Genomic DNA, 25,508 nt, shown 5'->3' with positions numbered 1-25,508 from the left:
ACCCGTAACAGGGTAACAGTCAGCCCGTACTCTCACAATCTTTGCTTGGCAATCACCTGTGTATCATCTGCAAACACTCTTGGGTTGCGGGCCGCTTTGGCCTAAAGAAGCGCAGAAATGGTAAGGGGCAATGATATGGCACAGACTTTCGGGTTTGATCTTCTGGCAACAGATGGGCGCGCACGCACGGGGCGTATCAGCACGCCGCGGGGCGATATCCGCACACCTGCTTTTATGCCCGTTGGCACGGCTGCAACAGTAAAAGCGATGATGCCCGAAAGTGTTGCGGCGACCGGTGCGGATATTTTGCTCGGCAATACGTATCACCTGATGCTGCGCCCCACGGCTGAGCGAATTGCGTCGCTTGGTGGGCTGCATAAGTTCATGAATTGGGACAAGCCCATTCTTACTGATAGCGGTGGGTTTCAGGTGATGAGCCTAGCTGATCTGCGCAAGCTGACAGAAGATGGCGTGACGTTCAAAAGCCATATCGATGGTTCCAAACATATGCTTAGTCCCGAACGCTCTATGGAAATCCAAAAGCTGTTGGGCAGCGATATTGTGATGTGCTTTGATGAATGTCCTGCACTGCCTGCAGACAAGGCGCGGATTGCACAAAGCATGGAATTATCGATGCGCTGGGCCAAACGCTCGCGGGATGCTTTTGGCGATCGTCCGGGGTATGCGCTTTTTGGTATCCAACAAGGTGGGCTTGAAGAGGATCTACGCGCGCAAAGTGCCGAGGCCCTGCGGGATATCGGCTTTGAAGGATATGCGGTTGGTGGTCTTGCTGTGGGAGAGGGACAAGAGGCGATGTTTGGTTGTCTTGATTTCGCACCTGAGCAACTGCCCAAGGATAAGCCGCGTTATTTGATGGGCGTTGGTAAGCCTGATGATATTGTGGGGGCTGTGAAGCGCGGCATTGATATGATGGATTGTGTTTTGCCATCACGCTCAGGGCGGACCGGACAGGTCTTTACCCGCCACGGGGTCGTGAACATCAAAAATGCACGGCACGCAGATGATCCGCGCCCGTTGGACGAACAATGTAGCTGTCCCGCCTGTCAGAAATACTCGCGCGCCTATTTGCACCATGTCTACCGCTCGCAAGAGATGATTTCGGGCATGCTGCTGACCTGGCATAACCTGCATTATTTCCAGCAGATCATGCAGGAAATGCGTGACGCCATCGCGGAGCAGCGTTTTGATGCATGGGAAAAAGGGTTTCACGAAGGGCGTGCCCAAGGTGATATTGAGCCGCTTTAAGAAAAAGTTGGCCACACACCCTTTGTAGAATGAAAAACGGCGGCTCCCAAAAGAAGCCGCCGTTTCGTGTTTTAAGCGCCTGCGCTGGGCTTATTGGATATCAGCTGCGCGGCCCGCGTTGATTTCAGCCTCAGCTTCAGCAACTGCTGTTTTGAGTGCGCTCAAGATGCGCTCACCGCCGTCAACGTTGTCAGTGAACCATGCTTGTACAGGCTCGGCTGCTGCGGCGAACGTAGCTTTTTCGGCTGGCGTCGGCACATACAGATCACCGCCACCTTCAACAAAGGCCGCGTAGGCCTCGATTGATTTACGCTTTGGTGAGGCAAATGTTGCCTGCTGCAGCGCATAGAAGCCATCCACAACCACGCGGCGCATGTCTTCTGGCATCGCCATGAACTTGTCGTTGCTCATCCACCACAGCGCACCCATGTAGGCGTGACCGTCAAGCGTGACGTATTGCAGGCCTGCATCGGGGAATTTCATGCCCATGATGTCGGTGATGCCGTTCTTTGATCCGTCCACAACACCAGTTTGGAATGACGTGAACAGCTCTGGCCACGGGATTGGCGTGGGGGACGCGCCAAGTGCACGAACCAGTTCTTGGGGAAGGTCTGCAACAACTGTGCGGATCTTGAGGCCGTCAAAATCTGCGGGCTCAGCCAAACGGCGTTTTGTGTTGGCAAAGTTGCGCCATCCGCCCGTGTTACCAATGGTCATCAGACGGATTTTATCGTCACTGTCCTCAAGGGCCATGTCGCGCATTGTGCGAACAAAATCACCAGACAGTACGTCTTCCGCGATACGGTCATCAGCCATCAGATAGGGAAGGTCGAGCACCTGCACATAGGGGAAGATGCTTGCAGCACCGCCGGACGTGGAGATGTAGACATCAATAGAGCCGTCAGCCACACCTTGCAGACACTCCGCGCCTTTTGAGCAAAGCTGTGTGCCGATGAACAATTCAACTTCGATTTTACCGTTTGAGGCTGCTTCGACGTAGTTTTTGAACACAACCAGACCGTCATAGTCTTCGTCGTTCTCGTTAGAGTTGGCGGTTGCACGGATTGTGTACTCCGCGTGACCTGCCGCATAGCTTGCAAGGCTTGAACCTGCGAGCATGGCTGCGCCCATCGCGGCGGTGGTAAGGTGTTTCAGCATGATGTTTCCTCCCTGGAATATTATTGATGCTGGTTTATTGAACGAAGCCCGTCAATCGCGGGATCGTCATCGAAATGGCCGGAATGTAGGTAATCAAGAAAATCACAATCACCTCCACAGCCAAAAACGGTAAAATTGCTTTTGAGATGGTTTCAACTTTTTCGCGGCTCACGGTGGAGGCCACAAATAGAACCAACCCCATGGGCGGTGTGGCAAGCCCTACGGTCAGGTTGACGGACATGATGATGGCGAAATGCACGGGGTGCACGCCAAGTTCTGTAAAGATTGGCCCCAAGATCGGCCCAAGGATGATGATCGCGGGGCCTGCGTCCAAAAACATCCCCACGATGAACAAGAGCATGTTGATCAAAAAGAGCAACACCAACGGGTTTTCCGACAGGCTTAGAATGGCCTCGGTCAGGATTTGCGGAGCGTACGACAGTGAGACAACTGTTTTGAATGCCACGGCTGCGCCCACCAAAAGCAATACCGCTGATGACGCAAGCGCAGAGCGTGCAATGACGGGCCACAAGTCTTTCAAAGACATTGATTTCAAAATGAAAAAGCTAACGATCAATGCGTAAGCCACCGCAATCGCAGAGGCTTCCGTGGGGGTCATGACGCCTGCCAGAATGCCGCCCAAGATGATAATCGGGGTTTGGAGTGGCGCCATGGCCTTTTTGCACACGACGCGAAAATCGGCACTGACTTGAGATTTGATATAGGCACAGATGCCATGTGCAACCAACAGCAGCACGGCAAACATGATCCATCCATTGATCTGATCACTGGCCCCAAACAGCCCCGACAGACCATAAAGAAGGCCAGCGATGTTGATCCGAATAAGCCCCCACGCCACATAGGCTTCACGCGTGGTGATGGTCTGGCCTTTTTTGACGATACGCTCGGCTTTGGGCAGGTCATAGCGGTCAGCCATGAGGCGAACCATAACCATGAGCCCCACGCCAACCATGATGCCCGGGACGATGCCCGCCAAGAAAAGTGCGGCTACGCTTTCACCCATGACATAGGCATAGATGATCATGATGCCTGAGGGGGGGATGATTGGGCCGATTACGCTGGAGGCGGCGGTGATGGCTGCGGCGAACTTCCGGCTGTAGCCGTTCTTTTCCATTGCGGGGATTAGCGTTGACCCAAGCGCTGAGGTGTCGGCCACCGCAGAGCCTGACAGCCCCGCAAAAAGGATTGATGACAGAATATTCACATGGGCCAGCCCACCGCGCAGGTGCCCCATGAACGCTTGGCTAAACTCCACAAGACGGGTGGTGATCCCACCGCGGTTCATGATTTCACCGGCCAGCATGAAGAACGGCAGCGCCATCAGCGGAAAGCTGTCGATACCGTTATAAAGGTTGCGGTAAAGCACGGGCAGATCGCGAGCCGATCCATCAATAACCAGCAACGCACCGGGCGCAAGCAGTAGGCCAAAGACAACGGGCAGGCCGATCATCAAGAGCACCAAGAACACAGGCAAAAACCAGATCAGCATGACAGGCGTCCTTGTGTGCACGCGCGCAGCGCGGTGGTTTGGAGGTGTGATATTGGCTGATAGGTCATGCTGCTCATTCCACAGGCCCCACATCACCAAGTTGCTTAAGTGCTGCACCGCCACCAAACATTTTGATCACTTGGCGCAGTACCAACTCAACGTTGACAACACAAAGACCCACAAAACCCACAAATAGCGATGCATAGGCGTAAGAGTTGCGGAACCTGATGTCGCGCATGTCAAAAAGGTCCATTGGAATGCGCAAAGTTGCAGACCGCCCTCGGCCAGTTAGACTATCGACGTTGTCCCATCCAAGCTGCGCACAGATCACCAACACGATCATCGCCATAAGCAACAGGACCAAAATCAGGATAGATGACAGTACGCGGGGCAGCGCACGTTCGAACATATCGATGGCCACAAACCCGCCTTGGCGGTAGGCGAGCGGCGCGATCAAACCAGTCATCCAGAGCATCAAAAAACGCGCCCCTTCTTCTGACCAATTAAGCGCGTCACCCATAATGTAGCGGAAGAATACCTGCGCCAAAATGAAGATGACCATCAGTGCTAAGGCGGCGATGGCCAGCACGCGGCCAACCGCCAAAGCGATGTCATTGAACTTTTCTACGGGCCAGAGGGCTGCAAGAAGCAGGGCCATGGCGTTCCTCCCTTTCGTGGTGCCTGCGTCCCGCTCGTTTGGTGGCGGGATACATCAGGCGGGGTGCGTCAAAGCCCTTGGATCAGGGCTTTGATGCGAACTCTTTATAAGCACCGCTTTGAAACATAAGCGGTGTGCCGTCACCGATGTGCGCTGCATGCACTCGGCCAACAATAATTGCATGATCGCCCGCATCGTGAAGGGCGTCCATCTCGCATTCAAAACGCGCCAAGGACCCCTCAAGCAGCGGCACCCCATGTGCGTTTTGGGTAAAGTCCAGATCCGCAAAGGCGTTTGCTTCGCGCACAAAACCGTTTGCAATATGCGCTTGATCGGAGGCCAGAACATGCACCGCGTAGTGTTGAGCTTCGCTGTAACATTCAAAGCGGCGGGCGGATTTAGCGGGGCACCAAAGCACAAGCGGTGGATCAAGGCTGACGCTTGAAAAGCTGTTTGCTGTAATGCCCACCAATTGTTGTTCGGGGGTGCAGGTGGTGATCACGCAGACACCTGTGCCGAATTGCCCAAACGCACTGCGCAAAGCGCGCTGCGCGTCCGGCTGAGCCGTTAGGGGAACGGGGCGCATTGCCATCTAAGCGACCTCGCGGCCAAGAGCAGCGGTGTAAATCTCAAACCATGTCTGACGGTCAAGCTTTACTTTAAGAGCATCGGACAACGCATTGATGCGGCTGATATTATTTGTTCCCATCACTGGAGCGATGCGGGCCGGATGACGCAGTAAAAAGGCCACGGCAACTGCGCTTGGCTCAACGCCTGCCTCGCCTGCCACGCGGTTCAACACATTCATGACGGCGGCGTTGTCAAAGATCGATCCGCCACCAAGTGGCGACCACGCCATGACGGGGATGTCGTTCTCTTGCAAAAAGGCCAAGTCACCGTCTGTGAACGGAGTATGGTTCGTCGCTGACAGCTCAATCTGATTGGCGACCAACTCATTCTCCATTGCAGACTGCAACAGCGAGAAATCCCACGGCTTGAAGTTTGACACGCCAACGGTGCGGACTTTGCCCGAGGCGATTAGGTCATCAAGGACTTCACCGGTTTCCATTGCGTCCATCAGCGGATCCGGGCGGTGGATCAGCAAACAATCAATGACATCGATGTTCATGTCGCGCAAAGACGCCTCAACGCTTGCGGTGATGTGCGCAGCAGACGTGTCGTAATACTTCACACGCGCGCCGCTGTGACGTCCAACGGGGGCGACGATATCGCATTTTGTGACAATCTCGATCTGGTCGCGCAAAGCAGGCGCCGCTTTCAGGGTCTCACCAAAAAGTGCCTCGGCGGTGTAGCCGCCATAGATATCTGCTTGATCCATGGTGGTGATGCCTTGCGCCAAACAAGCCTCGACTTTGGCTTGCACATGGGACTGGCTGGTGTCGGTGTCATCGCCCAAGCGCCACATTCCGTAGATGATTTGGCTAAAGCTGAGATCGTCGGTGATTTGAATGCGGTCCATTATCGGCGCTCTCCTGTCCCAAGGGGGGTTGGGGGTGTTGTTGCGGGTACGCGGCCATAAGCGTTTGGCAGCGATACGGTTTTCAAGTTTGGCAAAACACGTTTGCCAAAGGACTTACACTCGTCAATGTGGGGGTATCCTGAAAAAATAAAGGCTCGGATGCCCATTTTTTTGTATTCTTCGATTTTTGTCATGACCTGATCGGTGCTGCCAACCAAAGCGGCGCCACAGCCTGAGCGCGCGCGTCCAACGCCCGTCCACAACCCTGGCTCAACGTAGCCGAATTTATCGGCCAGTTCGCGGGCTTTTGCCTGATGGGCGACCCCAAGCGAGATGCTGTCATGGGCACGGTCGCGGATAAGTTTGCCGTATTCGTCATCAAGTTTGCTTACGATGTAATCTGCGTATTCACGGGCCTCGGCCTCAGTGTCGCGGACAATCATGTGAACGCGCAGCCCGTAATCCAGAGTGCGCCCCTGTCGTTGCGCAACTGCGTGCACATCACGCATGCGCTGTGCAAGCTGCTCTTTGGGTTCGGGCCACATCAAATAGACGTCGCAATGCTTGCCGCACAACTCAAGGGCCGCAGGTGAGTAGCCGCCAAAATACAACAGCGGCCCGCCGTTGATTTGATAGGGGCGGGCGGGGTCTGTTGGCACATTCTCAAAATTATAAACGTCACCTTTGAAGGTGATTTCATCTTGGGTCCACGCTTGGCGCAAAATCTGCACAACTTCGTCACTGCGTTTGTAGCGGTATGCGCTGTCCGCCACTTCGCCAGGGAAGTCAGACGATATAACGTTCAGCGTCAGCCGGCCTTTGAGCATATGATCCAGCGTTGCCACAGTGCGCGCCAACATGATGGGTTGCATTTCGCCGCACCGGATTGCGGCCAGAAAATTCATACGCTTCGTCAAGGGCGCCATGCCCGCCACGAATGACAACGTATCTTGGCCGACCTGATAAGATGACGGTGCGAGTATGTTGCGAAAGCCTTGGGCCTCGGCCTCAAGGGCTATGTCGCGGCAATGTTCCCAGCTTGAGCGTAAATCACCGTCGGGGACGCCTAAAAACTGGTAGTCATCCGAGCACAGAGCAGAGAACCAGCTGACCTCAGCGGCATCCAGATCGGCGGATGTGACTGGTACAATTGAGGTCATTCGAATCCCTTCCCAAGCTTTGAGTTGACAAAATGCTAGCAGTGTCTTTGATGTGTATCAATGGTATATCAATTTTTGTGTGACGGTTCTTGTGATGCACCCTTTGGGACGCCTGAGAACGCACATGATTAAGGAGCGGGAGGGCCGTGTGGTGCAAAATGAAGCGTATATATCGCCAAGCATGATGCGTGCTGCGGATGATGCCGCGCTGCCCAAATACATTGCCTTAAGCGAGTTGCTGATCCGTGAAATTGCGGCGGGGCGGCTGGCCGATGGACATAAGTTACCGCCAGAACGTGACATGGCCGCAGAGCGCGGCGTGAGTGTTGGCACGTTGCGCAAAGCACTGATCATTCTGGAAGAGAAGGGGCTGTTGGAGCGTATCCAAGGCTCGGGTAACTATGTGCGCTCGCGCGGGGGCGTCGAAAGCATCTACGGGTTGTTGCGTCTTGAGTTGCTAACAGGCGGCGGCTTACCCACGGCAAGGCCGATCAGTGTTGACACGATGGACGCGCCCGCTGATGCGCCTTTTGATCACGGGCACCGTATCCGCCGCCTTAGGCTTTTGGATGGCACCGCCGTCGCGATCGAGGAAATTTGGGTCAACGCGCAGGCAATCACAGCCCTCGGGATTACTGATCTGCAAGATGCCCTGTATTTGATGTATGAACAGCGCTTCGGCGTGCGTATCGCGCGTGCTCAAGACAGTGTCGGGATGGACCGCGTCCCTTTGTGGCGGCACGTCGAATTCGGACCGCAAATTGGTGATGCTGTAAGCCATATCACACGGGTGGCGCGCGATCTTGAGGGGCGCGCCGTTGAATATTCACAAACGTGGTTTGATGCGAAAAAAGCCGCTTATATCAATCGTTTCTAACGGGAAGATACTATGACTAAAGTTCGTTACGGCATCATCGGATGCGGCATGATGGCCGGAGAGCACATCCGCAATATTGCGCTCATTGAAGGGGCGGTTGTGACCGCCACTTATGATCCAGTGCGCGAGTTGGCTGAGCAGGCGGCTGCCCTTGCAGGCGGGGCTGAGGTAGCTGAAAGTTTTGACGCGCTTTTGGCCCGCGATGATGTAGACGCGCTTGTTATCGTCAGCCCCAACCATTTGCACATTGGCCAGCTTGAGCAAATCGCGGCCTACAAGCATCGCCCAGTCTTGTGCGAAAAGCCGCTTTATACCGACCCTGCGCAGGCAACACAGGTGCAGGCATTTGCGGCCAATTACACAGCGCCGGTTTGGGTCGCGATGGAGTACCGCTATATGCCGCCAATTGCGACGCTGCTACAAGAAGCGGCATCGGTAACGGGTGGTGTGAAAATGCTGACCATTCGCGAGCACCGCTTTCCGTTTCTGCCCAAAGTGGGCGATTGGAACCGGTTTAATGCAAACACTGGCGGCACGCTGGTGGAAAAATGCTGTCATTTCTTTGATCTGATGCGCCTTGTCATGAAGGATGAGCCTGTGCGGATTATGGCCAGTGCAGGCCAGTCAGTGAACCACCTTGATGAAACCTACGATGGTCAAACGCCGGATATTTGGGACAACGGCTACGTGATTGTGGATTTCGCCAAAGGCGCGCGGGCGATGCTTGAATTGTGTATGTTTGCGGAAGGCTCCAAATACCAAGAGGCCGTAAGCGCCGTGGGGCCGAACGGTAAAATTGAGTGCCTTGTTCCGGGACCACGCCGTTTTTGGCCGGATCATTTGGGGCCGGCACCGATCCCGCAGGTGTTGGTCAGCCCGCGTAACCCCGCAGGTGAGACGGTTATCGACGTGCCTGTTGATCCGACTATTCTGGATGCGGGGGATCATAATGGCTCTACGTTCTATCAACATCGCAAGTTTTTCGACGTATGCCTTGGGCACGGAACAGTTGAAGTGACACTTGATGATGGGGCGCGCGCTGTTGCTATGGGGCTTGCTGCGCAGCAATCTGCGCGCGAGAGCCGTGCGATCTTGCTATAACGCTGCCGGCATATCTGTCGGCTGGGTAATAATCAGGATGCATTGCTCAAACGCACAGGGTAAACGCAGCGTATGACACGACCCGATCAAATGACTTTGCTGAAATCAGCCCGCCTGTCTGTGGCCCCGATGATGGACTGGACGGACCGCCATTGCCGTACGTTTCACCGCGTGCTGTCAGACCACGCGTTGCTCTATACTGAAATGGTAACGGCGCCGGCGTTGGTGCGGGGCGGGGCGCGGCATTTGCTTCGCTTTGATCAGTCCGAGCAGCCAGTGGCCTTGCAGCTTGGAGGGTCTGACCCAAAAGAGCTGACTGAGGCGGCCGCCATGGGCGCGGACGAGGGCTATGCTGAGATTAATTTGAATTGTGGTTGTCCCAGTGACCGTGTCCAGTCCGGCAGCTTTGGCGCCGTATTGATGGAGCGCCCGGATATTGTCGCTGAATGCTGTGCTGCAATGATCGATGCGCAGGACGTCGAGGTTACAGTCAAATGCCGCATCGGAGTAGACGACCAAGACCCCGCCGAAGTGCTGCCTGATTTTCTTGCGCGGGTAAGTGCAGCTGGTGTGGGGCGCTTTACTATCCACGCGCGCAAAGCTTGGCTTCAAGGGCTAAGCCCCAAGGAAAACCGCGATATTCCGCCGTTGGATTATGAGTTGGTTGTGCGGATGAAGGAAATGTTCCCCCATCTGCATCTTTCTATCAATGGCGGGGTGGGAAGCTTGGATGAAGCCGAAGCGCTGCTTGAACGCGGTTTGGACGGTGTCATGGTGGGGCGCGCTGCATATCATGATCCTGCCGCGATCTTGTCGCAGGCGGATCAGCGCATCTGGGCCAAGCGCGGACCGCGCCCGATGGATGACGTGATTGAGGCGATGGTCAACCATATCGAGGCGCACCTCGCCGACGGCGGTAAGCTGCACCAGGTCACGCGTCATATGCTGGGGCTGTTTTCTGGACAACCTGGTGCGCGTGCATGGCGGCGCTATCTGTCTGAGCATGCCCCAAAAACCGGAGCGGACGCGCACGTCCTGCGCGACGCTTATGGTCTTATCAAACAAGCGGCAGAAACTGCACAGAACGGCGAAAACAAAGCCTTAGAAGATATATCAAAAGACATATGAGAAGGGGCGCCTAAATGCCTGACGTAGCTGAATTAATACCGTTGGTGACGACCCTTTTGGCGTTTAGTGCTTTTGCGGGCGTGCTTGCTGGTCTTTTGGGGGTTGGTGGGGGCATCGTACTGGTCCCAGGGTATTTTTACCTGTTGTCGTCGCTTGGCTATGATGGCCCTCAGCTTATGCAGGTCTGTGTTGCGACGTCACTTGCGACGATTGTTGTGACATCTGTGCGCTCGGTCCAAAGTCACCATAAAAAGGGCTCTGTAAACTGGGAAATGCTGCGGGCTTGGACGCCCGGAATTGCGCTTGGCGCAGTTGTCGGCGTTTGGATTGCGTCAGAACTTAAATCAGTCACCTTGCAAGGCATTTTTGGCAGTTTAGGGCTTTTGGTGGGGCTCTACATGGCGTTTGGTCGGCCGCATTGGCGATTGGGTGATGTTTTGCCGCGCGGCGTTGTGGGGTACGTCACTTCGTTGGTCGTTGGGTTTTTGTCAGTGCTTATGGGCATTGGCGGCGGTGCGTTCTGCGTGCCTTACCAAACCTTGTTCAACGTCCCGATCCACCGCGCTGTGGCGACGGCGGCCGGTTTGGGTGCGCTGATCGCAGTGCCGTCTGCGATTGGGTTTATGTTCGTTGAGATTGAGCCAAGCTCTAAGCCGCCGCTCACTTTCGGGGCAATAAACGTGGTCGCCTTCGGCCTTACAATTTCGATGACATTGCTGACCGCGCCACTTGGGGCGAAGCTTGCCCATTGGATGGACCCCAAGCCATTAAAGCGTGCGTTTGCGTTTTTCTTAATTTGCGTTGCGGGCAATATGTTGCGCGGCGTGTTTTTGGCATAACTTGTAGGTTATGGGGCTGCTTGGATCATCTGGCTTTGTGATTTACCCGCACGATCCGCGGGTGGCTGAATGGTCTGACAAAGCAGCAGAGGTCATGCGCCCGATCGCACGTGATCCCGCGGTGCAAGCGGCTAATTTGCGGCACGGCAAGACGTGGTTTGTGGGTGTGGACGCGCTTCCAAATATGCCAGACGGTGCCATTGGTGATGTGCCGTTGATGGGGGCGTGGCGCGATGCTGTTCCAACGCTGGCTTTGCACCGCGCTCAGGTCTCGATCATTTACCCCGGCTACCCCAAACAAGACGTGGGCGAGAGTGACGCCAACCACCGCTACCGTTTGAACCGATCAGCCGCCCATGTGGATGGCTTGCTGCCTGTTGGTCCGCAAAAACGACGCTTTGCAATGGAGTATCACGCCTATATTTTGGCGATCCCGCTGGGTAAAGTTGCTGCTGCGCCAACGGTCGTGTGGCAGGGAAGTCAGACCATCATGCAGCGTGCCCTCCGTGAAGCGATCGGTGATGCGGACCCCTCACAGGTCGATATCACTGACGCCTATCAAGCGGCTCGGCGTGAGGTATTTGACTGCTGCCCAAAGGTTCCGCTCAATATCACAAAAGGGCAGGCGGCTTTGTTGCATCCGTTTTTGCTGCACGGCACGGATCCTTGGAATCCAGAGGTCGGTGATCCAGGCGGACTCGGTCGCATGACAGCATTTTTTCGTCCAGATTTGGGCGATGGGCGTGCTTGGCTGGATATTGAGCTATAAAGTGCGTTGCTTGTTTCGCACCGGCAGCGAAAGCCTGCGGCGCGGATATTTATCAACAAAAGAATAAGGGATTAGCGCTTTAACCGTGCGGCCCGTCCGCCGCGGCGTTGCTTTAGCAGGGATGCGCGGTTTGGCAGGTCATCCATTACGTTCTTTCGCGCGTCGGCAGACAGGGATGACCATACACCGATCTCGTCAATTGATCGCAAGCAGCCTGTGCACAGCCGCGTTTCAGGGTGGATAACGCAAATATTTACGCAAGGGCTTTCGATCTCGGCGCGTTGCCAAACGGGGGCATCTGTCGGCATGTTTTTATCCCTTTAAATGGCGCAGACGATCCAGCGCGCCTTGCAAGATATATCCGGCGGCAACGTGGTCAATGACTTCTGCGCGTCGTTTGCGTGATGTGTCCGCCTCAATCAGCGCGCGTTCTGCCGCGACGGTCGACAGGCGTTCGTCCCAAAAAGTGATGGGGACTTTGGCAAAGGCCTCAAGCCGTTCAAGGTTGCGGGCGAACGCGCGTGTAGATTGCGCGCGGGGGCCTTCTGTTCCGTCCATGTTGCGTGGCAGGCCTAGCACAATGCCCCCAACTTCGCGGTGGGCGCAGATTTTTGCCAAGGAGGCAGCGTCCACGCCGAACTTCTTGCGCTTGATGGTTTCCAATGGGGTGGCCACTGACATTAATGTATCACTCACGGCGACGCCCAAGGTAACTGTGCCCAGGTCAAGACCCGCAAGGGCCGTGAAATTCGGCAGCATTTCTGCAAACTCTGCGATGTCTTCAAAAATCATTGGGGTATCCCTGACGCGACTGCGGCGCGTTTGATAATGGCAAGGGCTTCAGGCGCGTCCGCAAAGCTTTCTTTGGCGTTTTGCCAAATTGCCGTGGCGGCGTCGATCTCGCCCAAAACGCTGTATGCATTGATCAGGCGTGCCCAATCGGCGGGGGTACCGCCTTCGGTTGCAAGGCGTGTGTTGAGCGTGCTGACCATGCCACGAATCATTGTTGTGCGGTCCTCAGCCGACATATCGCGCGCAGCGGCGATGGCTTCGGCAGAGGGGCCAGCGGCATCAGGTGGAAGCTGATAGCGGATGCCCGCACGGTCCGCTAGGTCCTCGATCTCGGCGCGGATGGGAACAACCCAAGGGTCCACGGGGCTGCTGGCATCCAAGAGTTGACGCCAAAGCTGGAACGCCCGATCTGGCCTACCTGTTTGGGCAAACATGCGCCCGATGTAAAAGCGTGACTGCGGTTGGTTGGCGTCTTTTTGCAGCGCTTGGGCAAAGGCGTTCTCGGCCTCGGGGGAGACATAACCGCCTGCCGCCAGAACCATAAACTCACCCGCCAATGCCCAGTCTTCGGCTGTGGCGTCATTACCTTGGGTCCGGATTACATTTTGTTGGGCCATGTACGCGGCGGTGTAATTGCCAAGCCGCGCTTCTGCGTTTGCCAACAGACTTTGGCCACGTGCGTCATCTGGCCGTTCCGCGACTGTGGTGCGCAAAGTCTCAACCAACTCAAGATAGCCTTCGGGCAATTGTTCAGCTGTGGGCTTTCTGAGTGTTTGGCTTGCCTGGCTCTGGGCCATTTCTTGGCTGGGACGCTCGGCGCGCAGCTGTTCGGCGATGCGTAGGCGTTCCGCGTGGGGCAGGTCCCCGTAGCCGGGCGCGCCGATCGTTGCATAAAGCCCCAACGCACCTGCAATCACTGCAGCACCGCCCAAAACTGCGGCAGCCTTGGTAACCGGTGCTGGTGCGTCGGGGGCTGTCCCGTTTTGGGCCTGCGCAGATGCGTCGGCGGCCAAAAGACGGCGCGAGATTTCAAGGCGAACGGCGTCTGCTTGGTCTTCAGTGACAATGCCGCGTGCCAAGTCGCGATCAACTTCGGCGAGCTGTGCTTTGTAAACATCGACATCATAGCTTTTGGAATCTGCATCAGCATCGGCCGTGCGCCAAAACGCTGCGACAATCCAAATCATCGCACTCAGCGCAAGAATGCCGGAAATTGTCCAAAATATTAGCCAAATCATGGTTTTTCTGCCTTTTTCATGCTGCACTATCTAGCGGCTGCGGAACCAAACAAAAAGAGGCCTTGATCATCTGTGCGCAGTTGTCGCAAAACCGCAGGGAAGCGACGCCGCGCGGCTTTCAGCGCATGTTGACCCGTGGCATCACTACCTCACGATCGATCCTTTCTGCGCCACTTATGTATGAGGCTGCCCGATGAAGAAATATTCTGCCTTCGCAATCGCGAAAGAGGCTTTGACTTATCACAAAGGGTGGGGCCGTGCGTGGGCAAAACGTGCGCCCAAAAGTCATTATGATGTGATCATCGTTGGCGCTGGTGGTCATGGATTGGCCACTGCGTATTACTTGGGACGCAACTTTGGCATCACGAACGTAGCGATTATCGAGAAAGGTTGGCTGGGTGGCGGTAATACGGGCCGCAACACGACGATTATCCGGTCAAACTATCTGCAAGACCCGTCCGCTGCGATTTATGAAAAAGCCCGCAGTTTGTACGAGACCCTGTCGCAGGATCTGAACTACAACATTATGTTCAGCCCGCGCGGTGTGATCATGCTGGCGCAGACCCATCACGAGGTGCGCGGCTATAAACGCACGGCCCACGCAAATGCTTTGCAAGGCGTTACGACAGAATGGATTGAGCCTAAGCGCGTCAAAGAACTGGTGCCGATCATTAACTTGGATGGCCCCCGATACCCTGTTCTGGGTGGCCTGTGGCAAGCGCGTGGCGGTACGGCCCGTCACGATGCGGTTGCGTGGGGCTATGCCCGCGCGTGCTCCGACATGGGTATGGACATTATTCAGCAAACCGAAGTGACAGCGGTGAAACGTTCGGGCGGGAAAGTGACTGGCGTCACTACGACCCAAGGCGATATCAGCTGCAACAAGCTAGGTGTTGTCGTTGCAGGACATTCCGGTGTGCTTGCGGATATGGCGGGCTTCCGTCTGCCTATCGAGTCAGTGCCGCTGCAGGCGTTGGTGTCAGAGCCGATTAAGCCGTGCATGGACGTGGTTGTGATGGCCAATACTGTCCACGGTTACATGAGCCAATCTGACAAAGGCGAGATGGTCATCGGTGGTGGTACAGACAGCCATAACGCCTATACACAACGTGGTTCTTTCCATCATGTTGAAGAAACTGTGCGCGCGCTTTGTGAGACATTCCCAATGATCTCGCGGCTAAAGATGCTGCGCCAATGGGGCGGGATCGTTGATGTAACGGGTGACCGCTCGCCGATTTTGTCCAAGACCCCAGTTGAAGGTATGTTCATCAACTGCGGTTGGGGGACAGGCGGGTTCAAGGCAATTCCGGGATCTGGCTGGGGTATGGCAGAGCTGATCGCCAAAGGACATTCACCTTTGACTGATCAGTTCGGCTTGGACCGTTTCCGCGAAGGCCGCTTCATCGACGAAAGTGTTGCCGCAGGGGTGGCGCACTGATGCGGATGATATCAGGTCTTTCCGTCGTCGCGTTCGGCCTTTGCAGCAGCGCTGCCAAAAGCAATCAAGTCGCTCACGTCAACTTCGCGTCCGCCTCTGGCGGCTTTGCGGCGCTTGATAGCGGCCTGTTCGCGCAAAAACATGATAACGGCAAAAGCAACAACTGCTGCGCCGATACACAGCAAAATAGTGTTCTGATCCAAGAGTTTACTCCTTTCGTGGTGCGTGTACTGAACGCCCTTGTTTCAAGCCTAACAGTAAACCCCATCGATTTCGCCCTAAATAACGGAGCTGCCCGATGCTGATCCTTACATGCCCATATTGCGGCGTCGCTGCAGATGAAACAGAGCTGTCTGCTGGCGGCGAAGCACACGTTAAACGTGAGACAGTTGGCGCGGATGACGCGGCGTTTGAACAGTATTTGTTCCAGCGCGAAAACCCCAAAGGCATCCATTTTGAGCGCTGGCGTCACGCAGCCGGTTGCGGCAAGTGGTTCCACGCGGCGCGCTGCACAAATACGCTTGAAGTGTTTGGCACTTACAGCGCGCAAACGCTTGAGCCTCCGAAAAACATTACTGACGCGATTAGCGCCGCCCGGCCGGGTTGGACATGGAGAAACTTTTCATGAGCACACGTTTGGCAAATGGCGGCCGTCTGATTGACCGAAGCGCCAAAGTAGATTTCACATTTAACGGCAAACGCCTGAGCGGTTTTGCAGGTGACACTTTGGCTTCTGCCCTTTTGGGGGAAGATCAGATGTTGATGGGCCGGTCGTTTAAATATCACCGTCCACGTGGTGTAGTTGCCTCAGGTGCGGAAGAGCCGAACGCGTTGATGAATTTGGGCGAAGGCAATACGTTCGAACCCAACGCGCGCGCCACAACTACACCGCTGTTCGGGGGCTTGAAAGCCGCTAGCCAAAACCACTGGCCCAGCCTTGAATTTGATGTCGGTGCCATCAACAAGCATCTGTCACGTTTTTTGCCTGCGGGTTTTTATTACAAGATGTTCATTCACCCGCGGCCTTTGTGGAAGCATGTCTATGAGCCGTTTATTCGTCGTTCTGCGGGCCTTGGCCGCGCACCTGACGCTGAAGCGCGTGATCCCGATACCTATGAGCATTTCTATCATCACACGGATGTTTTGATCATTGGGGGCGGCACGGCGGGTTTGAGTGCTGCTCTTACCGCAGGGCGTGCCGGTCTTGATGTGACCTTGATGGAACAAAATGGCGAGTGGGGCGGCCGCGCACCTGTTGATGCAACCTGTGGTGGGCCTTCTGAAATTGACGGTGTTTCCGTTGATGAATGGATCAATAACGCCGTTCAAGCCCTTGAAAAGATGAAGAATGTCACTCTGCGGACCCGTACAATGGGCGCGGGGGTGTATGACCACGGTTATGTGCTTTGCTATGAGCGTCTGCGCGATCACGCGCCGGAACTGGATGGTCCGCGCCACCGTTTGTGGAAAGTCCGCGCGCAGCAGATCATCACAGCAACGGGTGCGATTGAACGGCCTTTGTCTTTTGCCGGTAACGATATTCCGGGCGTTATGTTGGCGTCCGCGGTGCGTGACTATGCTGTGAACTACGGCGTTAGCGCAGGCGATCGCACGGTTGTTGTGACCAACAATGACGATGCGTACCGTACGGCTATTGCCATGGTTCAGGCGGGCTTGTCCGTGCCTGCCATTGTTGATGCGCGCACGATGGCCGATCAGGGGCTCGTGTCCGAGGCCCGCGCTTTGGGCATTGAAGTAAAGCAGGGCATGGGCATCGCCAAAGTCAAAGGCACCAAACGTGTGACCGGTGTCGCGCTTTGTTTGCAAGCAGGCGAAGGTGCCGTTCTTGAGGAAATTAAATGTGACGTGGTTGCAATGTCAGGCGGCTGGAGCCCCGTTGTGCATATGTGGTCACATTGCGGTGGGAAGCTGACGTGGGATGAGGAAGGGCAGTTTTTCCGCCCTGATCCAGATCGCGCGCCAACAAGCCACGACGGCAAAGCGTTTGTAAGCGTTGCTGGTGCTGCGAACGGACATATGATGCTGGGCACAGGCCTTGCTGACGGTGCAAGCTGTGCAGCCAAAGTCGTCGCTGCGTGCGGCAAAAAGGTGAAGGCCAAAGATCCTGTTCCGTCTGCAACTGACGTGACTGAGGCGCCGATGGCACCGGTATGGATTATGCCCCAAGGCGCGAATATCTCGCTGCGTGCGAAGATGTGGCTGGACTATCAGAACGACGTGAAAGTGAGCGATGTTCAGCTGGCTGCCCAAGAGGGCTATGAGAGTGTTGAGCACACCAAGCGCTACACTACGCTTGGCATGGCTACAGATCAGGGTAAGCTCAGCAATATCAACGGTCTGGCGGTTCTTTCGGGTGCGCTTAATGCGCCAATTCCGGCTGTCGGCACCACCACATTCCGTCCGCCTTACACGCCAATTTCTATGGGATCGATCGCGGGTGAGGCGAAGGGTGATATTTTCCAACCCATGCGCCGAAGCCCGCTGCACGATTGGCATGACGACAACGGCGTGTACTGGGAGCCGGTGGGTCATTGGCGCCGTCCATATTGCTACACGCGGGACGGCGAGAGCCACGTAGATGCAGTTAACCGCGAAGTGAAAAACACGCGTGAAAACCTTGGTCTGCTGGATGCCTCAACTTTGGGTAAGATCATTGTCAAAGGTCCAGATGCAGGTCGTTTCCTTGACATGCTCTACACGAACATGATGTCGAACCTGAAAGTCGGCCGCTGCCGCTATGGTTTGATGTGCTCAGAGAACGGCTTTTTGATGGATGACGGTGTTGTTGCCCGCATCGATGAGGACACGTGGCTGTGCCACACCACATCCGGTGGGGCGGATCACATTCATCAACACATGGAAGAGTGGCTTCAAACCGAATGGTGGGACTGGAAAGTCTACGTTGCCAACGTCACTGAGCAATATGGTCAGATCGCTGTTGTTGGCCCGAACGCGCGCAAAGTTCTCGAAACCCTTGGCGGGATGGACGTGCGCCAAGACGCGCTGTCATTTATGGGATGGGCTGATGGTACGCTTGCGGGTATTGATGTGCGCATTTTCCGCATCAGTTTCTCGGGTGAGTTGTCCTACGAGATTGCCGTGAAAGCAGGCCAAGCCCGCGCCCTTTGGGACGCAATCTATAAAGCGGGCCAAGACTTTGGCGTGATGCCCTACGGTACTGAAACCCTTCACGTTCTTCGTGCCGAAAAAGGCTTCATCATGATCGGTGACGAGACTGATGGCACGGTCATACCGCAGGATCTGAACCTGCAATGGGCGCTATCGAAGAAAAAAGAAGACTACCTTGGCAAGCGCGCACATGAGCGTAGCTTTATGGCTGATCCTGCCCGCTGGAAACTGGTTGGTTTGCTGACCACGGATCGCAGCGTGATCCCTGATGGGGCATATGCGGTTGCAGACGGGGTCAATGATAACGGTCAGCGCAACACTCAAGGACGCATCACATCAAGCTACTACTCCGCCACAATGGAGCGGGGCATTGCCATGGCGCTGGTTAAGGACGGTCCAGACCGTATGGGCGAAGTGTTGACCTTCCCCAAGACGGACGGAACCGAAGTGCGCGCGGAAATCGTTGATCCTGTATTTTACGATAAAGAGGGGGCTAAGCAAAATGTCTAAGGCGATCTCGGCCCTGAACGGGCAGCGTTTTGAAGGGGCGGTCACGGTCAAAGACCTTGGCCCGCGCGGCATGATTACACTACGCGGCGATCTTTCATCTGCCGCTGTGAGAAAAGCTGCAACAGGTGTCAGTGGCGCAGAAATGCCCCAAGCCGGCATGTGCACGATCGCAAAAGATCAAGGCATTGCTTGGATGTCGCCTGATGAATTGCTGGTGGTTCTGCAATATGCGGATGTGGATGGTGCGATCGCGAAGATGGGCAAAACGCTGAAAGATACGCACCACTTATTGGCGGACGTTAGTGACGCGCGCAGCATTATTCGCGTACAAGGCACGGGCGTGAGAGACGTTATTGCGAAATTGAGCCCCGCTGATATGCGCACAAGCAGTTTTGCTGTTGGTACTATGCGCCGGACGCGGATGGCCCAAGTTGCTGCTGCTTTTTGGATGCGGGATGCGCGCACAATCGACGTAATCTGCTTCCGCTCTGTGTCCGAGTATGTCTTTGGTATCTTGAGCGCTGCCGCAGCCGAAGGTGCAGAGGTTTATCCAAAGTAACCAGCGCACGAAAATAACCGGCTCGCATTTGAACGCGCCCCTTGACGTGGGGGCGGTGTCGCCTCATTTCATGCGGTAGCGATCCGTAATATCAATTGACGAGAGAGGAGCCTCACAGATGGCTTTTGAACTTCCTGATCTTCCCTATGCACATGATGCGCTTGCTGCGCACGGTATGTCCGCTGAGACACTTGAGTACCACCACGACCTGCACCACAAGGCTTACGTGGACAACGGTAACAAATTGATTGCTGGCACCGAGTGGGACGGCAAATCCATGGAAGAGATCATCGTCGGCACATATGACGCGACGTCCGTTGCCCAAAACGGTATCTTCAACAACATCAGCCAGCTTTGGAACCACAACCAGTTTTGGGAAATGATGGGCCCGAACGCGTCTGCAATGCCGTCTGAGCTTGAAAAGGCGCTCGTGGAGAGCTTTGGTTCAGTCGACGAATTCAAATCCCAATTCAGCGCTGCTGGCGCAGGCCAATTTGGTTCTGGTTGGGCATGGTTGGTGAAAGACACCGACGGTGCGTTGAAAGTGACAAAGACAGAAAACGGTGTGAACCCGCTTTGCTTTGGTCAAACTGCGCTGCTTGGTTGTGATGTATGGGAGCACAGCTACTACATTGATTTCCGCAACAAGCGCCCCGCGTATCTGACCAACTTCCTTGATAACTTGGTCAACTGGGAGAACGTCGCTTCACGCATGTGATAGCGCGCACGCTTCTCGAATAATTGAGCCGCCGCCTGAGGATATCAGCGGCGGCTTTTTTCATTTGACCCGCCGCTTGAATGGGCGCACTGCTGCGTTATGACTGAAAGTTTCAAAGGTGTTGCGGCCATGATTGCCGCCTGTGTCGTGTGGGGGCTGTCGCCGCTTTTCTACGCACAGTTCAGCGATATCCCGACCATTGATATTTTGGCGCACCGGACTCTTTGGTCGCTTTTGTTGTTTGCGGGTGTTTTGATGTTTCAGCGCCGCTTGTCACAAATCCCCAAGGCTCTTTCGACCACGAAGAACATTGCGATCATTACGACCGCATCGGTGATGATTGCAATTAATTGGGGCCTGTTCATTTGGGCGACAAAAGTGGGCCGTGTCACTGAAACATCGCTTGGATATTACATCTTCCCGCTTGTGGCGGTTGTTCTGGGCATGTTGGCTTTTGGTGAAAAGTTGAGCCGCGCCCAAGCCCTTGCGGTTGGCCTTGCAGTGGTCGCAGTAAGCGTGCTGGCCATTGGGACACAAACCCCACCGTGGATTGCTTTGGCTTTGGCTGTGACCTTCGGGATTTACGGATTAATCAAAAAGCGGCTTGAGGCAGGTCCTGTCGTTTCCGTGGCGTGCGAAGTGCTGTTATTTGCGCCGCTCGCTGCTGTTTGGTTGATCTGGTTTGGTGATCTGACGGTTTTTGGCAATCTGGCGGAGCTTCTCTTTTTGGCGCTTTGCGGGCCTATGACGGCCATTCCACTGATGTTTTTCTCATATGCGACCAAGCGTGTTCGTCTTGGAACCGTTGGCTTGGTCCAGTATTTGAATCCCACATTGCAGTTCGTCTGCGCGGTTTTGATTTTCAAAGAACCGTTTGGTGTCTGGCACGGGGTTGCGTTCGCCCTTATTTGGACTGCTCTTGCGCTGTACTCGGCCGCATCGTTGCCCAAAAGTCGCGCTCACCGCGCGGCGTAGTTGGGTTTTGACCCAATATGTAGGGTAGGCTAAGAAGATGTGGCACACACTGCGTTGGGTGCTACAGGACAACGAAGAGGGCTGTCATGGCTGGAACTGCATTAAACACTTTAGAGAAAGTTGCGATTGCTGGTGTGAGCATTGTGACTGTTGGGGTGCTATACGCGTTCTATCCTGGTGGTCTGAACGAACCGCTTAGCAAGATTGCAGCGCAGCCACAGACTGCTGTGGAGCAGCCGGAAACAGCTGTGAGCGCTGAAATCGCAGATGCACCAGCTGAGATGGTTGTGACACCCGCACCAGCTATTGAAGCGCCGGAAATTGTCGTGATTGAGCCTGCCTCACCGGAAGTTGCCCCTGCAGCCACGCCGCTGCGGGTTGGGTTCAGAGTTGATCCCGAAGGTATGGCGTTAATCGCAGGCACGGGGCAGGCGGGGAGTACGTTGGCCGTTATGCTGGACGGTGCGGAAGTCACGCGCGGTTCAATCGACGCTTTTGGCAACTTTGCGATTTTTGCGGATATTCCACCGTCTGAGGATGACCGCGTTCTGAGTGTGATGAGCGACCCCGATGGTGCGCAGACCGAAGACCCAAACCGGTTCATCATTGCAGGCGTAGTTGTCGCGCCCCAAAGTGATGGCGAGAGTACAGATGAGCAAGTCAGCGAGGCCCCAGTGGTGATCGCCGCACAAGAAGACACAGTGAAAGTTATTCAAGGCCCAAGCACACAGAACGCACCTGCGCCCTCAACAGTGCTTGTAGATAGTATTGGCTATGACAGCACTGGCGAAGTGCAACTTGCGGGTCGTGCGCCCAACGATGGAAATGTGCGGATTTACATAGACGGTGCTATTGTAAGCGACGCGCCTGTTGCGGATGGTGCATGGGGTAGTGATCTGCCCAATGTGGATCCGGGAACTTACACTTTGCGCATCGACGAGGTCAGCGCAGGTGGAGACGTCACAAGCCGCGTAGAGCTACCATTTAAGCGTGAAACACCAGAAGTTTTGGCCGAAGTAGCGCAAAATCAAGCGAGCTTTACAAGTAAGACAGTACAGCCCGGTGCCACCCTTTGGGCCATCGCCGAAGAGCGGTATGGCAATGGTGTTTTCTACCTGAAGGTGTTTGAGGCCAATCGTGCTGCAATTGACGATCCGGACCTCATCTATCCTGGGCAGGTATTCACAATCCCCCAGTAGCTTAGAGGCTGCTTAGATTTTGATCTAGGGTCTCCGGCGGGGATATTTGCAAACAAAAGAAGTAGGCTTAGCCAAGCTTAATCAGCGCGTGGCGTTTTTTGCCCGCACTTAGTTTAATGGTGTTTGAAAGCGCTGCTGCATCGATCATCATGCCTGCATCTTCAAGCGGTGCATCGTCAATCTTTGCGCCGCCTTCTGAGATAAGGCGTTTTGCGTCTTTGCCAGATTTTGCAAGTCCAGATTTTACGATCAGTTGGACGATACTGATGCCTTCTGCCACGTCCGATGTACTGATTGTAAGGGTGGGAAGATCATCCCCGACGCCACCCTTTTCAAAGACCTCACGCGCAGTTGCCTCTGCCGCCGCGGCAGCTTCTGCACCGTGAAGAAGGGTTGTGACTTCATTGGCAAGAATTACTTTTGCCTCGTTGATTTCCGACCCTTGCAAAGCGCCAAGGCGCTCGCATTCAGCTACGGGCAGTTCGGTATAGAGCTTGAGGAACCGTCCAGTATCGGCGTCTGTTGTGTTGCGCCAGAACTGCCAGAAAAGGTAGGGGCTGAGCATATCTGCGTTTAGCCACACGGCACCATCTTGGCTTTTGCCCATCTTTTTGCCGTCCGAAGTGGTCAGCAGTGGCGAGGTCAGGCCGTAAACTTCATTGTCGATCACGCGGCGTGTTAAATCGATTCCGTTGACAATATTGCCCCATTGATCTGAGCCACCCATTTGAAGCGTACAGCCATAGCGGCGGTTCAGTTCCATGAAGTCATAGGCCTGCAAGATCATGTAATTGAATTCGAGGAACGACAGGCTTTGCTCGCGGTCAAGACGGGATTTGACTGACTCAAAGGACAACATCCGGTTCACTGAAAAGTGGCGGCCGATGTCACGCAAAAATTCCAAGTAGTTTAGGGTATCAAGCCATTCCGCGTTGTTCAGCATCAGCGCGTCTGTGTCGCCATCACCGTAATCAAGATATTGGGCGAATACTTTTTGCATGCCCGCAATATTTGCATCGATCTGTTCAGGTCCCAAAAGTGGACGTTCGTCTGAACGGAATGACGGATCTCCCACTTTGGTCGTGCCGCCACCCATAAGGGTGATCGGTTTGTGACCCGTTTTTTGCAGCCAGCGCAGCATCATCACATTGAGCAAATGCCCCACGTGAAGCGACGAAGCAGTCGCATCATAGCCGATATAGGCTGGAACAATCCCGTTGCTCAGCGCCTCGTCCAGCCCTTGATAATCGGTGCAATCGGCCAGATAGCCGCGCTCCATCATAATGGCGATGAACTCCGATTTTGGGTGGTATGTCATGGCGCTTCCTTCACGTATTTTCAAACCGTATAAGGGGGGAACGCCACGGCGGTAAAGGGGCTGAGGGGCACACAGTTTGAAAACAGGTATGATAAGATCGGTTGGTGCAATGTCGGGCACGTCTTTGGACGGTGTGGACACGGCCATGGTGCTCACGGATGGGGTGCGAATAGCCGGCTTTGGCGAGAGCGGCTTTCGGGCCTATACCGCAGCGGAGCAAGATGTGTTGCGTTCTAGATTGGGGTGCTGGCCAGAGGATGATCTGGCGGATGTGGCTGAACTGGTCGAAACTGTTCATGCCCAAGCGTTAAGCGATTATGGCGATGCGGAGTTATTCGGGTTTCATGGTCAGACCCTAAGTCACGATCCTGCTAACCGCCGGACATTTCAAATTGGCGATGGGCAGGTGTTGGCAGATGTGTTGAACGCGCCGGTCGTCTGGGACTTCCGCTCGGCAGATGTAGAATTAGGCGGGCAGGGCGCGCCGCTCGCCCCTTTTTATCATTTTGCACTGGCCAAACACATCGGCGCGCAGGGGCCAGTGGCATTCCTGAACCTTGGCGGTGTGGGAAATGTCACATGGGTTGATCCGCTACGCGCAAAGCCTGAGGACAGCGGTGCACTTTTGGCATTTGATACCGGTCCGGCGAATGCGCCGATAAACGACGTCATGCAGCGCCACTTTGGTAAGACATTTGATGAAAACGGTGAAACAGCACGTTCGGGTACAGTTGATGATGAACTGGTGCATGCGTTTATGACCCACCCTTATTTCAGCCAACTGCCGCCGAAGTCACTTGATCGCGACAGCTTTCGCGGCGAACTTTCAGACATTGAACAGCTTCGCCCACAAGATGCTGTTGCGACGCTGACGGTGTGCGCTGCGGCGGCGGTCACGCGTGGAGTTCAGTTTTTCCCTGAACCGGTGAGCCATGTGTACGTGTGCGGTGGCGGGCGGAGAAACACCTATGTGATGGAACTGCTGGCGCAATCCCTTGATGCAGAAGTGGTGGACGTGGATCACATCGGCATTGACGGCGATATGCTAGAGGCGCAGGCATTTGCCTATCTGGCGGTACGTGTCGCGCGCGGAATGCCCACGTCATGTACAGGCACCACAGGTGTGGCCGCCGCTGTCGGCGGGGGGATTGTCAGTAGGCCGTCATCCGCAGCCACTTAGCGTGGAATATCAAATTCCGGCGTGGCAAGGGTGAAGCCGTCAAAGGTGAAGCCCGGCATGACAGTGCAGCTGACTAATGTGTAATCGCCTGTGGTGCGTGCGGCTTGCCAAGCATCTTTGGGCACTGTGAAATGCCCGTGCTGCCCTGCCAGAACATCACCGCCCAGAATGTGATCTTTAGCTGGCCCTTCGTCTGCCTCTGCAATGCTCAGCACAAGTGGCGCACCCGCGTGATAGAACCAAATCTCGGTCGCGTCGACTTTATGCCAGTGGCTGCGTTGGCCTTCTTTGAGCAGAAAGTAGATGCATGTGCCCTCAGGTCGATCACCAGACGCAGCCGTGTTTTCAGCGGCCCAAGTCTGGCGGTAATATCCGCCCTCGGGATGTGGCTGAAGCTTTAGGTGGTCGATAATTTGATCGGCTGTCATGGCTGTCTCCTGTCATGAAAAAGGCGCCCCTAGATCAAGGGCGCCCTAACTTCTTTT

The 25,508-nt window shown here is 55.2% G+C and carries 26 protein-coding genes; 14 read left to right on the top strand and 12 right to left on the bottom strand.

From position 1 onward, the window contains the following. The first annotated feature begins 135 nt into the window (after positions 1-135). Positions 136-1,266 (top strand): tRNA guanosine(34) transglycosylase Tgt, encoded by a 1,131-nt coding sequence (gene tgt / locus OLX08_RS02935; protein WP_391482394.1) that lies wholly within the window; start codon positions 136-138, stop codon positions 1,264-1,266. Positions 1,267-1,356: 90 nt separating this feature from the next. On the opposite strand, the gene dctP is transcribed toward tgt, so the two are convergent. The 6 genes from dctP to OLX08_RS02905 form a co-directional block, all read right to left on the bottom strand. Continuing rightward, entirely contained in the window at positions 1,357-2,424 is a 1,068-nt protein-coding gene (gene dctP / locus OLX08_RS02930) for a TRAP transporter substrate-binding protein DctP (RefSeq protein WP_391482392.1), read from the bottom strand. 34 nt (positions 2,425-2,458) lie between these two features. After that, positions 2,459-3,934, bottom strand: coding sequence for a TRAP transporter large permease (locus tag OLX08_RS02925; RefSeq protein WP_391482390.1), 1,476 nt, complete (start codon positions 3,932-3,934; stop codon positions 2,459-2,461). Positions 3,935-4,007: 73 nt separating this feature from the next. Further along, on the bottom strand, positions 4,008-4,592 hold the full coding sequence (locus tag OLX08_RS02920) for a TRAP transporter small permease (protein WP_341247036.1): 585 nt from the start codon (positions 4,590-4,592) through the stop codon (positions 4,008-4,010). Between the two features lie 82 nt (positions 4,593-4,674). Next, a complete protein-coding gene (locus OLX08_RS02915; protein WP_412535663.1) occupies positions 4,675-5,184 on the bottom strand; it encodes a flavin reductase family protein in 510 nt (169 codons plus the stop codon). After that, positions 5,185-6,072, bottom strand: coding sequence for an aldo/keto reductase (locus OLX08_RS02910; RefSeq protein WP_391482387.1), 888 nt, complete (start codon positions 6,070-6,072; stop codon positions 5,185-5,187). Then, a complete protein-coding gene (locus tag OLX08_RS02905) occupies positions 6,072-7,232 on the bottom strand; it encodes an LLM class flavin-dependent oxidoreductase (RefSeq protein WP_391482386.1) in 1,161 nt (386 codons plus the stop codon). Before OLX08_RS02905 ends, OLX08_RS02910 begins: the two co-directional genes overlap by 1 nt. A gap of 124 nt (positions 7,233-7,356) precedes the next feature. On the opposite strand from OLX08_RS02905, the gene OLX08_RS02900 reads away from it, so the two are divergent. From OLX08_RS02900 to OLX08_RS02880, 5 genes are all read left to right on the top strand, one after another. After that, positions 7,357-8,109, top strand: a complete 753-nt coding sequence (locus tag OLX08_RS02900; protein ID WP_391482384.1) for a GntR family transcriptional regulator — start codon at positions 7,357-7,359, stop codon at positions 8,107-8,109. A 12-nt stretch (positions 8,110-8,121) separates the two neighbouring features. Then, the gene (locus OLX08_RS02895) at positions 8,122-9,210 is read left to right on the top strand and encodes a Gfo/Idh/MocA family protein (RefSeq protein ID WP_391482382.1); all 1,089 of its coding nucleotides are present in this window, start codon (positions 8,122-8,124) and stop codon (positions 9,208-9,210) included. Positions 9,211-9,282: 72 nt separating this feature from the next. After that, positions 9,283-10,338, top strand: a complete 1,056-nt coding sequence (dusA, locus tag OLX08_RS02890) for a tRNA dihydrouridine(20/20a) synthase DusA (RefSeq protein ID WP_391482380.1) — start codon at positions 9,283-9,285, stop codon at positions 10,336-10,338. Positions 10,339-10,352: 14 nt separating this feature from the next. Then, on the top strand, positions 10,353-11,177 hold the full coding sequence (locus OLX08_RS02885; protein ID WP_391482378.1) for a sulfite exporter TauE/SafE family protein: 825 nt from the start codon (positions 10,353-10,355) through the stop codon (positions 11,175-11,177). 10 nt (positions 11,178-11,187) lie between these two features. After that, a complete protein-coding gene (locus OLX08_RS02880; protein WP_391482377.1) occupies positions 11,188-11,946 on the top strand; it encodes a hypothetical protein in 759 nt (252 codons plus the stop codon). A 71-nt stretch (positions 11,947-12,017) separates the two neighbouring features. Here OLX08_RS02880 and OLX08_RS02875 read toward each other — a convergent pair whose 3' ends face one another. The 3 genes from OLX08_RS02875 to ccmI are packed head-to-tail and all read right to left on the bottom strand — an operon-like array spanning position 12,018 to position 13,976. After that, positions 12,018-12,254 (bottom strand): DUF1289 domain-containing protein, encoded by a 237-nt coding sequence (locus OLX08_RS02875; protein ID WP_341247027.1) that lies wholly within the window; start codon positions 12,252-12,254, stop codon positions 12,018-12,020. A gap of 4 nt (positions 12,255-12,258) precedes the next feature. Then, positions 12,259-12,738 carry a Holliday junction resolvase RuvX gene (ruvX, locus tag OLX08_RS02870; RefSeq protein WP_391482375.1) on the bottom strand — a complete coding sequence of 160 codons (480 nt, stop codon included), beginning with the start codon at positions 12,736-12,738 and terminating at the stop codon, positions 12,259-12,261. Further along, entirely contained in the window at positions 12,735-13,976 is a 1,242-nt protein-coding gene (gene ccmI / locus OLX08_RS02865; protein ID WP_391482374.1) for a c-type cytochrome biogenesis protein CcmI, read from the bottom strand. The genes ruvX and ccmI overlap by 4 nt, the downstream gene beginning before the upstream one ends. Positions 13,977-14,169: 193 nt before the next feature. Between ccmI and OLX08_RS02860 the strand changes: the two genes are divergently transcribed. Beyond that, the gene (locus tag OLX08_RS02860) at positions 14,170-15,414 is read left to right on the top strand and encodes a sarcosine oxidase subunit beta family protein (protein WP_391482372.1); all 1,245 of its coding nucleotides are present in this window, start codon (positions 14,170-14,172) and stop codon (positions 15,412-15,414) included. An 11-nt stretch (positions 15,415-15,425) separates the two neighbouring features. Here the strand turns inward: OLX08_RS02860 and OLX08_RS02855 are convergent, their stop codons facing one another. Further along, the gene (locus OLX08_RS02855) at positions 15,426-15,617 is read right to left on the bottom strand and encodes a hypothetical protein (protein ID WP_391482371.1); all 192 of its coding nucleotides are present in this window, start codon (positions 15,615-15,617) and stop codon (positions 15,426-15,428) included. Between the two features lie 95 nt (positions 15,618-15,712). Between OLX08_RS02855 and OLX08_RS02850 the strand changes: the two genes are divergently transcribed. From OLX08_RS02850 to OLX08_RS02825, 6 genes are all read left to right on the top strand, one after another. Next, positions 15,713-16,042: a sarcosine oxidase subunit delta gene (locus OLX08_RS02850; protein WP_334066024.1), complete on the top strand. Its 330-nt coding sequence runs from the start codon at positions 15,713-15,715 to the stop codon at positions 16,040-16,042. Further along, positions 16,039-19,074, top strand: coding sequence for a sarcosine oxidase subunit alpha family protein (locus tag OLX08_RS02845; RefSeq protein WP_391482369.1), 3,036 nt, complete (start codon positions 16,039-16,041; stop codon positions 19,072-19,074). The genes OLX08_RS02850 and OLX08_RS02845 overlap by 4 nt, the downstream gene beginning before the upstream one ends. Beyond that, entirely contained in the window at positions 19,067-19,633 is a 567-nt protein-coding gene (locus OLX08_RS02840) for a sarcosine oxidase subunit gamma (RefSeq protein WP_391482367.1), read from the top strand. Before OLX08_RS02845 ends, OLX08_RS02840 begins: the two co-directional genes overlap by 8 nt. A gap of 118 nt (positions 19,634-19,751) precedes the next feature. After that, entirely contained in the window at positions 19,752-20,351 is a 600-nt protein-coding gene (locus OLX08_RS02835) for a superoxide dismutase (RefSeq protein WP_048598070.1), read from the top strand. Positions 20,352-20,450: 99 nt separating this feature from the next. Further along, complete coding sequence (rarD, locus tag OLX08_RS02830; RefSeq protein ID WP_391482366.1) at positions 20,451-21,326, top strand: EamA family transporter RarD; 876 nt, start codon at positions 20,451-20,453, stop codon at positions 21,324-21,326. An 86-nt stretch (positions 21,327-21,412) separates the two neighbouring features. Further along, on the top strand, positions 21,413-22,525 hold the full coding sequence (locus OLX08_RS02825) for a LysM peptidoglycan-binding domain-containing protein (RefSeq protein WP_391482364.1): 1,113 nt from the start codon (positions 21,413-21,415) through the stop codon (positions 22,523-22,525). A gap of 67 nt (positions 22,526-22,592) precedes the next feature. On the opposite strand, the gene tyrS is transcribed toward OLX08_RS02825, so the two are convergent. Further along, complete coding sequence (tyrS, locus tag OLX08_RS02820; protein ID WP_391482362.1) at positions 22,593-23,843, bottom strand: tyrosine--tRNA ligase; 1,251 nt, start codon at positions 23,841-23,843, stop codon at positions 22,593-22,595. Between the two features lie 88 nt (positions 23,844-23,931). On the opposite strand from tyrS, the gene OLX08_RS02815 reads away from it, so the two are divergent. Continuing rightward, a complete protein-coding gene (locus OLX08_RS02815; protein ID WP_412535662.1) occupies positions 23,932-25,023 on the top strand; it encodes an anhydro-N-acetylmuramic acid kinase in 1,092 nt (363 codons plus the stop codon). On the opposite strand, the gene OLX08_RS02810 is transcribed toward OLX08_RS02815, so the two are convergent. Then, positions 25,020-25,451 (bottom strand): cupin domain-containing protein, encoded by a 432-nt coding sequence (locus OLX08_RS02810; protein ID WP_391482358.1) that lies wholly within the window; start codon positions 25,449-25,451, stop codon positions 25,020-25,022. The two genes, OLX08_RS02815 and OLX08_RS02810, sit on opposite strands and share 4 nt — an antisense overlap. Between the last annotated feature and the right edge of the window lie 57 nt (positions 25,452-25,508).

This window comes from Nereida ignava (assembly GCF_047114695.1).
In the GTDB taxonomy this organism is placed as follows: domain Bacteria; phylum Pseudomonadota; class Alphaproteobacteria; order Rhodobacterales; family Rhodobacteraceae; genus Nereida; species Nereida ignava.
This window is presented reverse-complemented; position numbering and strand designations above follow the sequence as displayed.

Coding starts and splice junctions, on each gene's coding strand:
- OLX08_RS02875 (WP_341247027.1), bottom strand. CDS start 12,254: ATGCCGACAGATGCCCCCGTTTGGCAACGCGCCGAGATCGAAAGCCCT.
- OLX08_RS02810 (WP_391482358.1), bottom strand. CDS start 25,451: ATGACAGCCGATCAAATTATCGACCACCTAAAGCTTCAGCCACATCCC.
- OLX08_RS02850 (WP_334066024.1), top strand. CDS start 15,713: ATGCTGATCCTTACATGCCCATATTGCGGCGTCGCTGCAGATGAAACA.
- ccmI (WP_391482374.1), bottom strand. CDS start 13,976: ATGATTTGGCTAATATTTTGGACAATTTCCGGCATTCTTGCGCTGAGT.
- dusA (WP_391482380.1), top strand. CDS start 9,283: ATGACACGACCCGATCAAATGACTTTGCTGAAATCAGCCCGCCTGTCT.
- OLX08_RS02920 (WP_341247036.1), bottom strand. CDS start 4,592: ATGGCCCTGCTTCTTGCAGCCCTCTGGCCCGTAGAAAAGTTCAATGAC.
- dctP (WP_391482392.1), bottom strand. CDS start 2,424: ATGCTGAAACACCTTACCACCGCCGCGATGGGCGCAGCCATGCTCGCA.
- OLX08_RS02825 (WP_391482364.1), top strand. CDS start 21,413: ATGGCTGGAACTGCATTAAACACTTTAGAGAAAGTTGCGATTGCTGGT.
- OLX08_RS02895 (WP_391482382.1), top strand. CDS start 8,122: ATGACTAAAGTTCGTTACGGCATCATCGGATGCGGCATGATGGCCGGA.
- OLX08_RS02910 (WP_391482387.1), bottom strand. CDS start 6,072: ATGGACCGCATTCAAATCACCGACGATCTCAGCTTTAGCCAAATCATC.
- OLX08_RS02860 (WP_391482372.1), top strand. CDS start 14,170: ATGAAGAAATATTCTGCCTTCGCAATCGCGAAAGAGGCTTTGACTTAT.
- OLX08_RS02835 (WP_048598070.1), top strand. CDS start 19,752: ATGGCTTTTGAACTTCCTGATCTTCCCTATGCACATGATGCGCTTGCT.
- OLX08_RS02880 (WP_391482377.1), top strand. CDS start 11,188: ATGGGGCTGCTTGGATCATCTGGCTTTGTGATTTACCCGCACGATCCG.
- OLX08_RS02840 (WP_391482367.1), top strand. CDS start 19,067: ATGTCTAAGGCGATCTCGGCCCTGAACGGGCAGCGTTTTGAAGGGGCG.
- tgt (WP_391482394.1), top strand. CDS start 136: ATGGCACAGACTTTCGGGTTTGATCTTCTGGCAACAGATGGGCGCGCA.
- rarD (WP_391482366.1), top strand. CDS start 20,451: ATGACTGAAAGTTTCAAAGGTGTTGCGGCCATGATTGCCGCCTGTGTC.
- ruvX (WP_391482375.1), bottom strand. CDS start 12,738: ATGATTTTTGAAGACATCGCAGAGTTTGCAGAAATGCTGCCGAATTTC.
- OLX08_RS02905 (WP_391482386.1), bottom strand. CDS start 7,232: ATGACCTCAATTGTACCAGTCACATCCGCCGATCTGGATGCCGCTGAG.
- OLX08_RS02925 (WP_391482390.1), bottom strand. CDS start 3,934: ATGCTGATCTGGTTTTTGCCTGTGTTCTTGGTGCTCTTGATGATCGGC.
- tyrS (WP_391482362.1), bottom strand. CDS start 23,843: ATGACATACCACCCAAAATCGGAGTTCATCGCCATTATGATGGAGCGC.
- OLX08_RS02845 (WP_391482369.1), top strand. CDS start 16,039: ATGAGCACACGTTTGGCAAATGGCGGCCGTCTGATTGACCGAAGCGCC.
- OLX08_RS02885 (WP_391482378.1), top strand. CDS start 10,353: ATGCCTGACGTAGCTGAATTAATACCGTTGGTGACGACCCTTTTGGCG.
- OLX08_RS02915 (WP_412535663.1), bottom strand. CDS start 5,184: ATGGCAATGCGCCCCGTTCCCCTAACGGCTCAGCCGGACGCGCAGCGC.
- OLX08_RS02815 (WP_412535662.1), top strand. CDS start 23,932: ATGATAAGATCGGTTGGTGCAATGTCGGGCACGTCTTTGGACGGTGTG.
- OLX08_RS02900 (WP_391482384.1), top strand. CDS start 7,357: ATGATTAAGGAGCGGGAGGGCCGTGTGGTGCAAAATGAAGCGTATATA.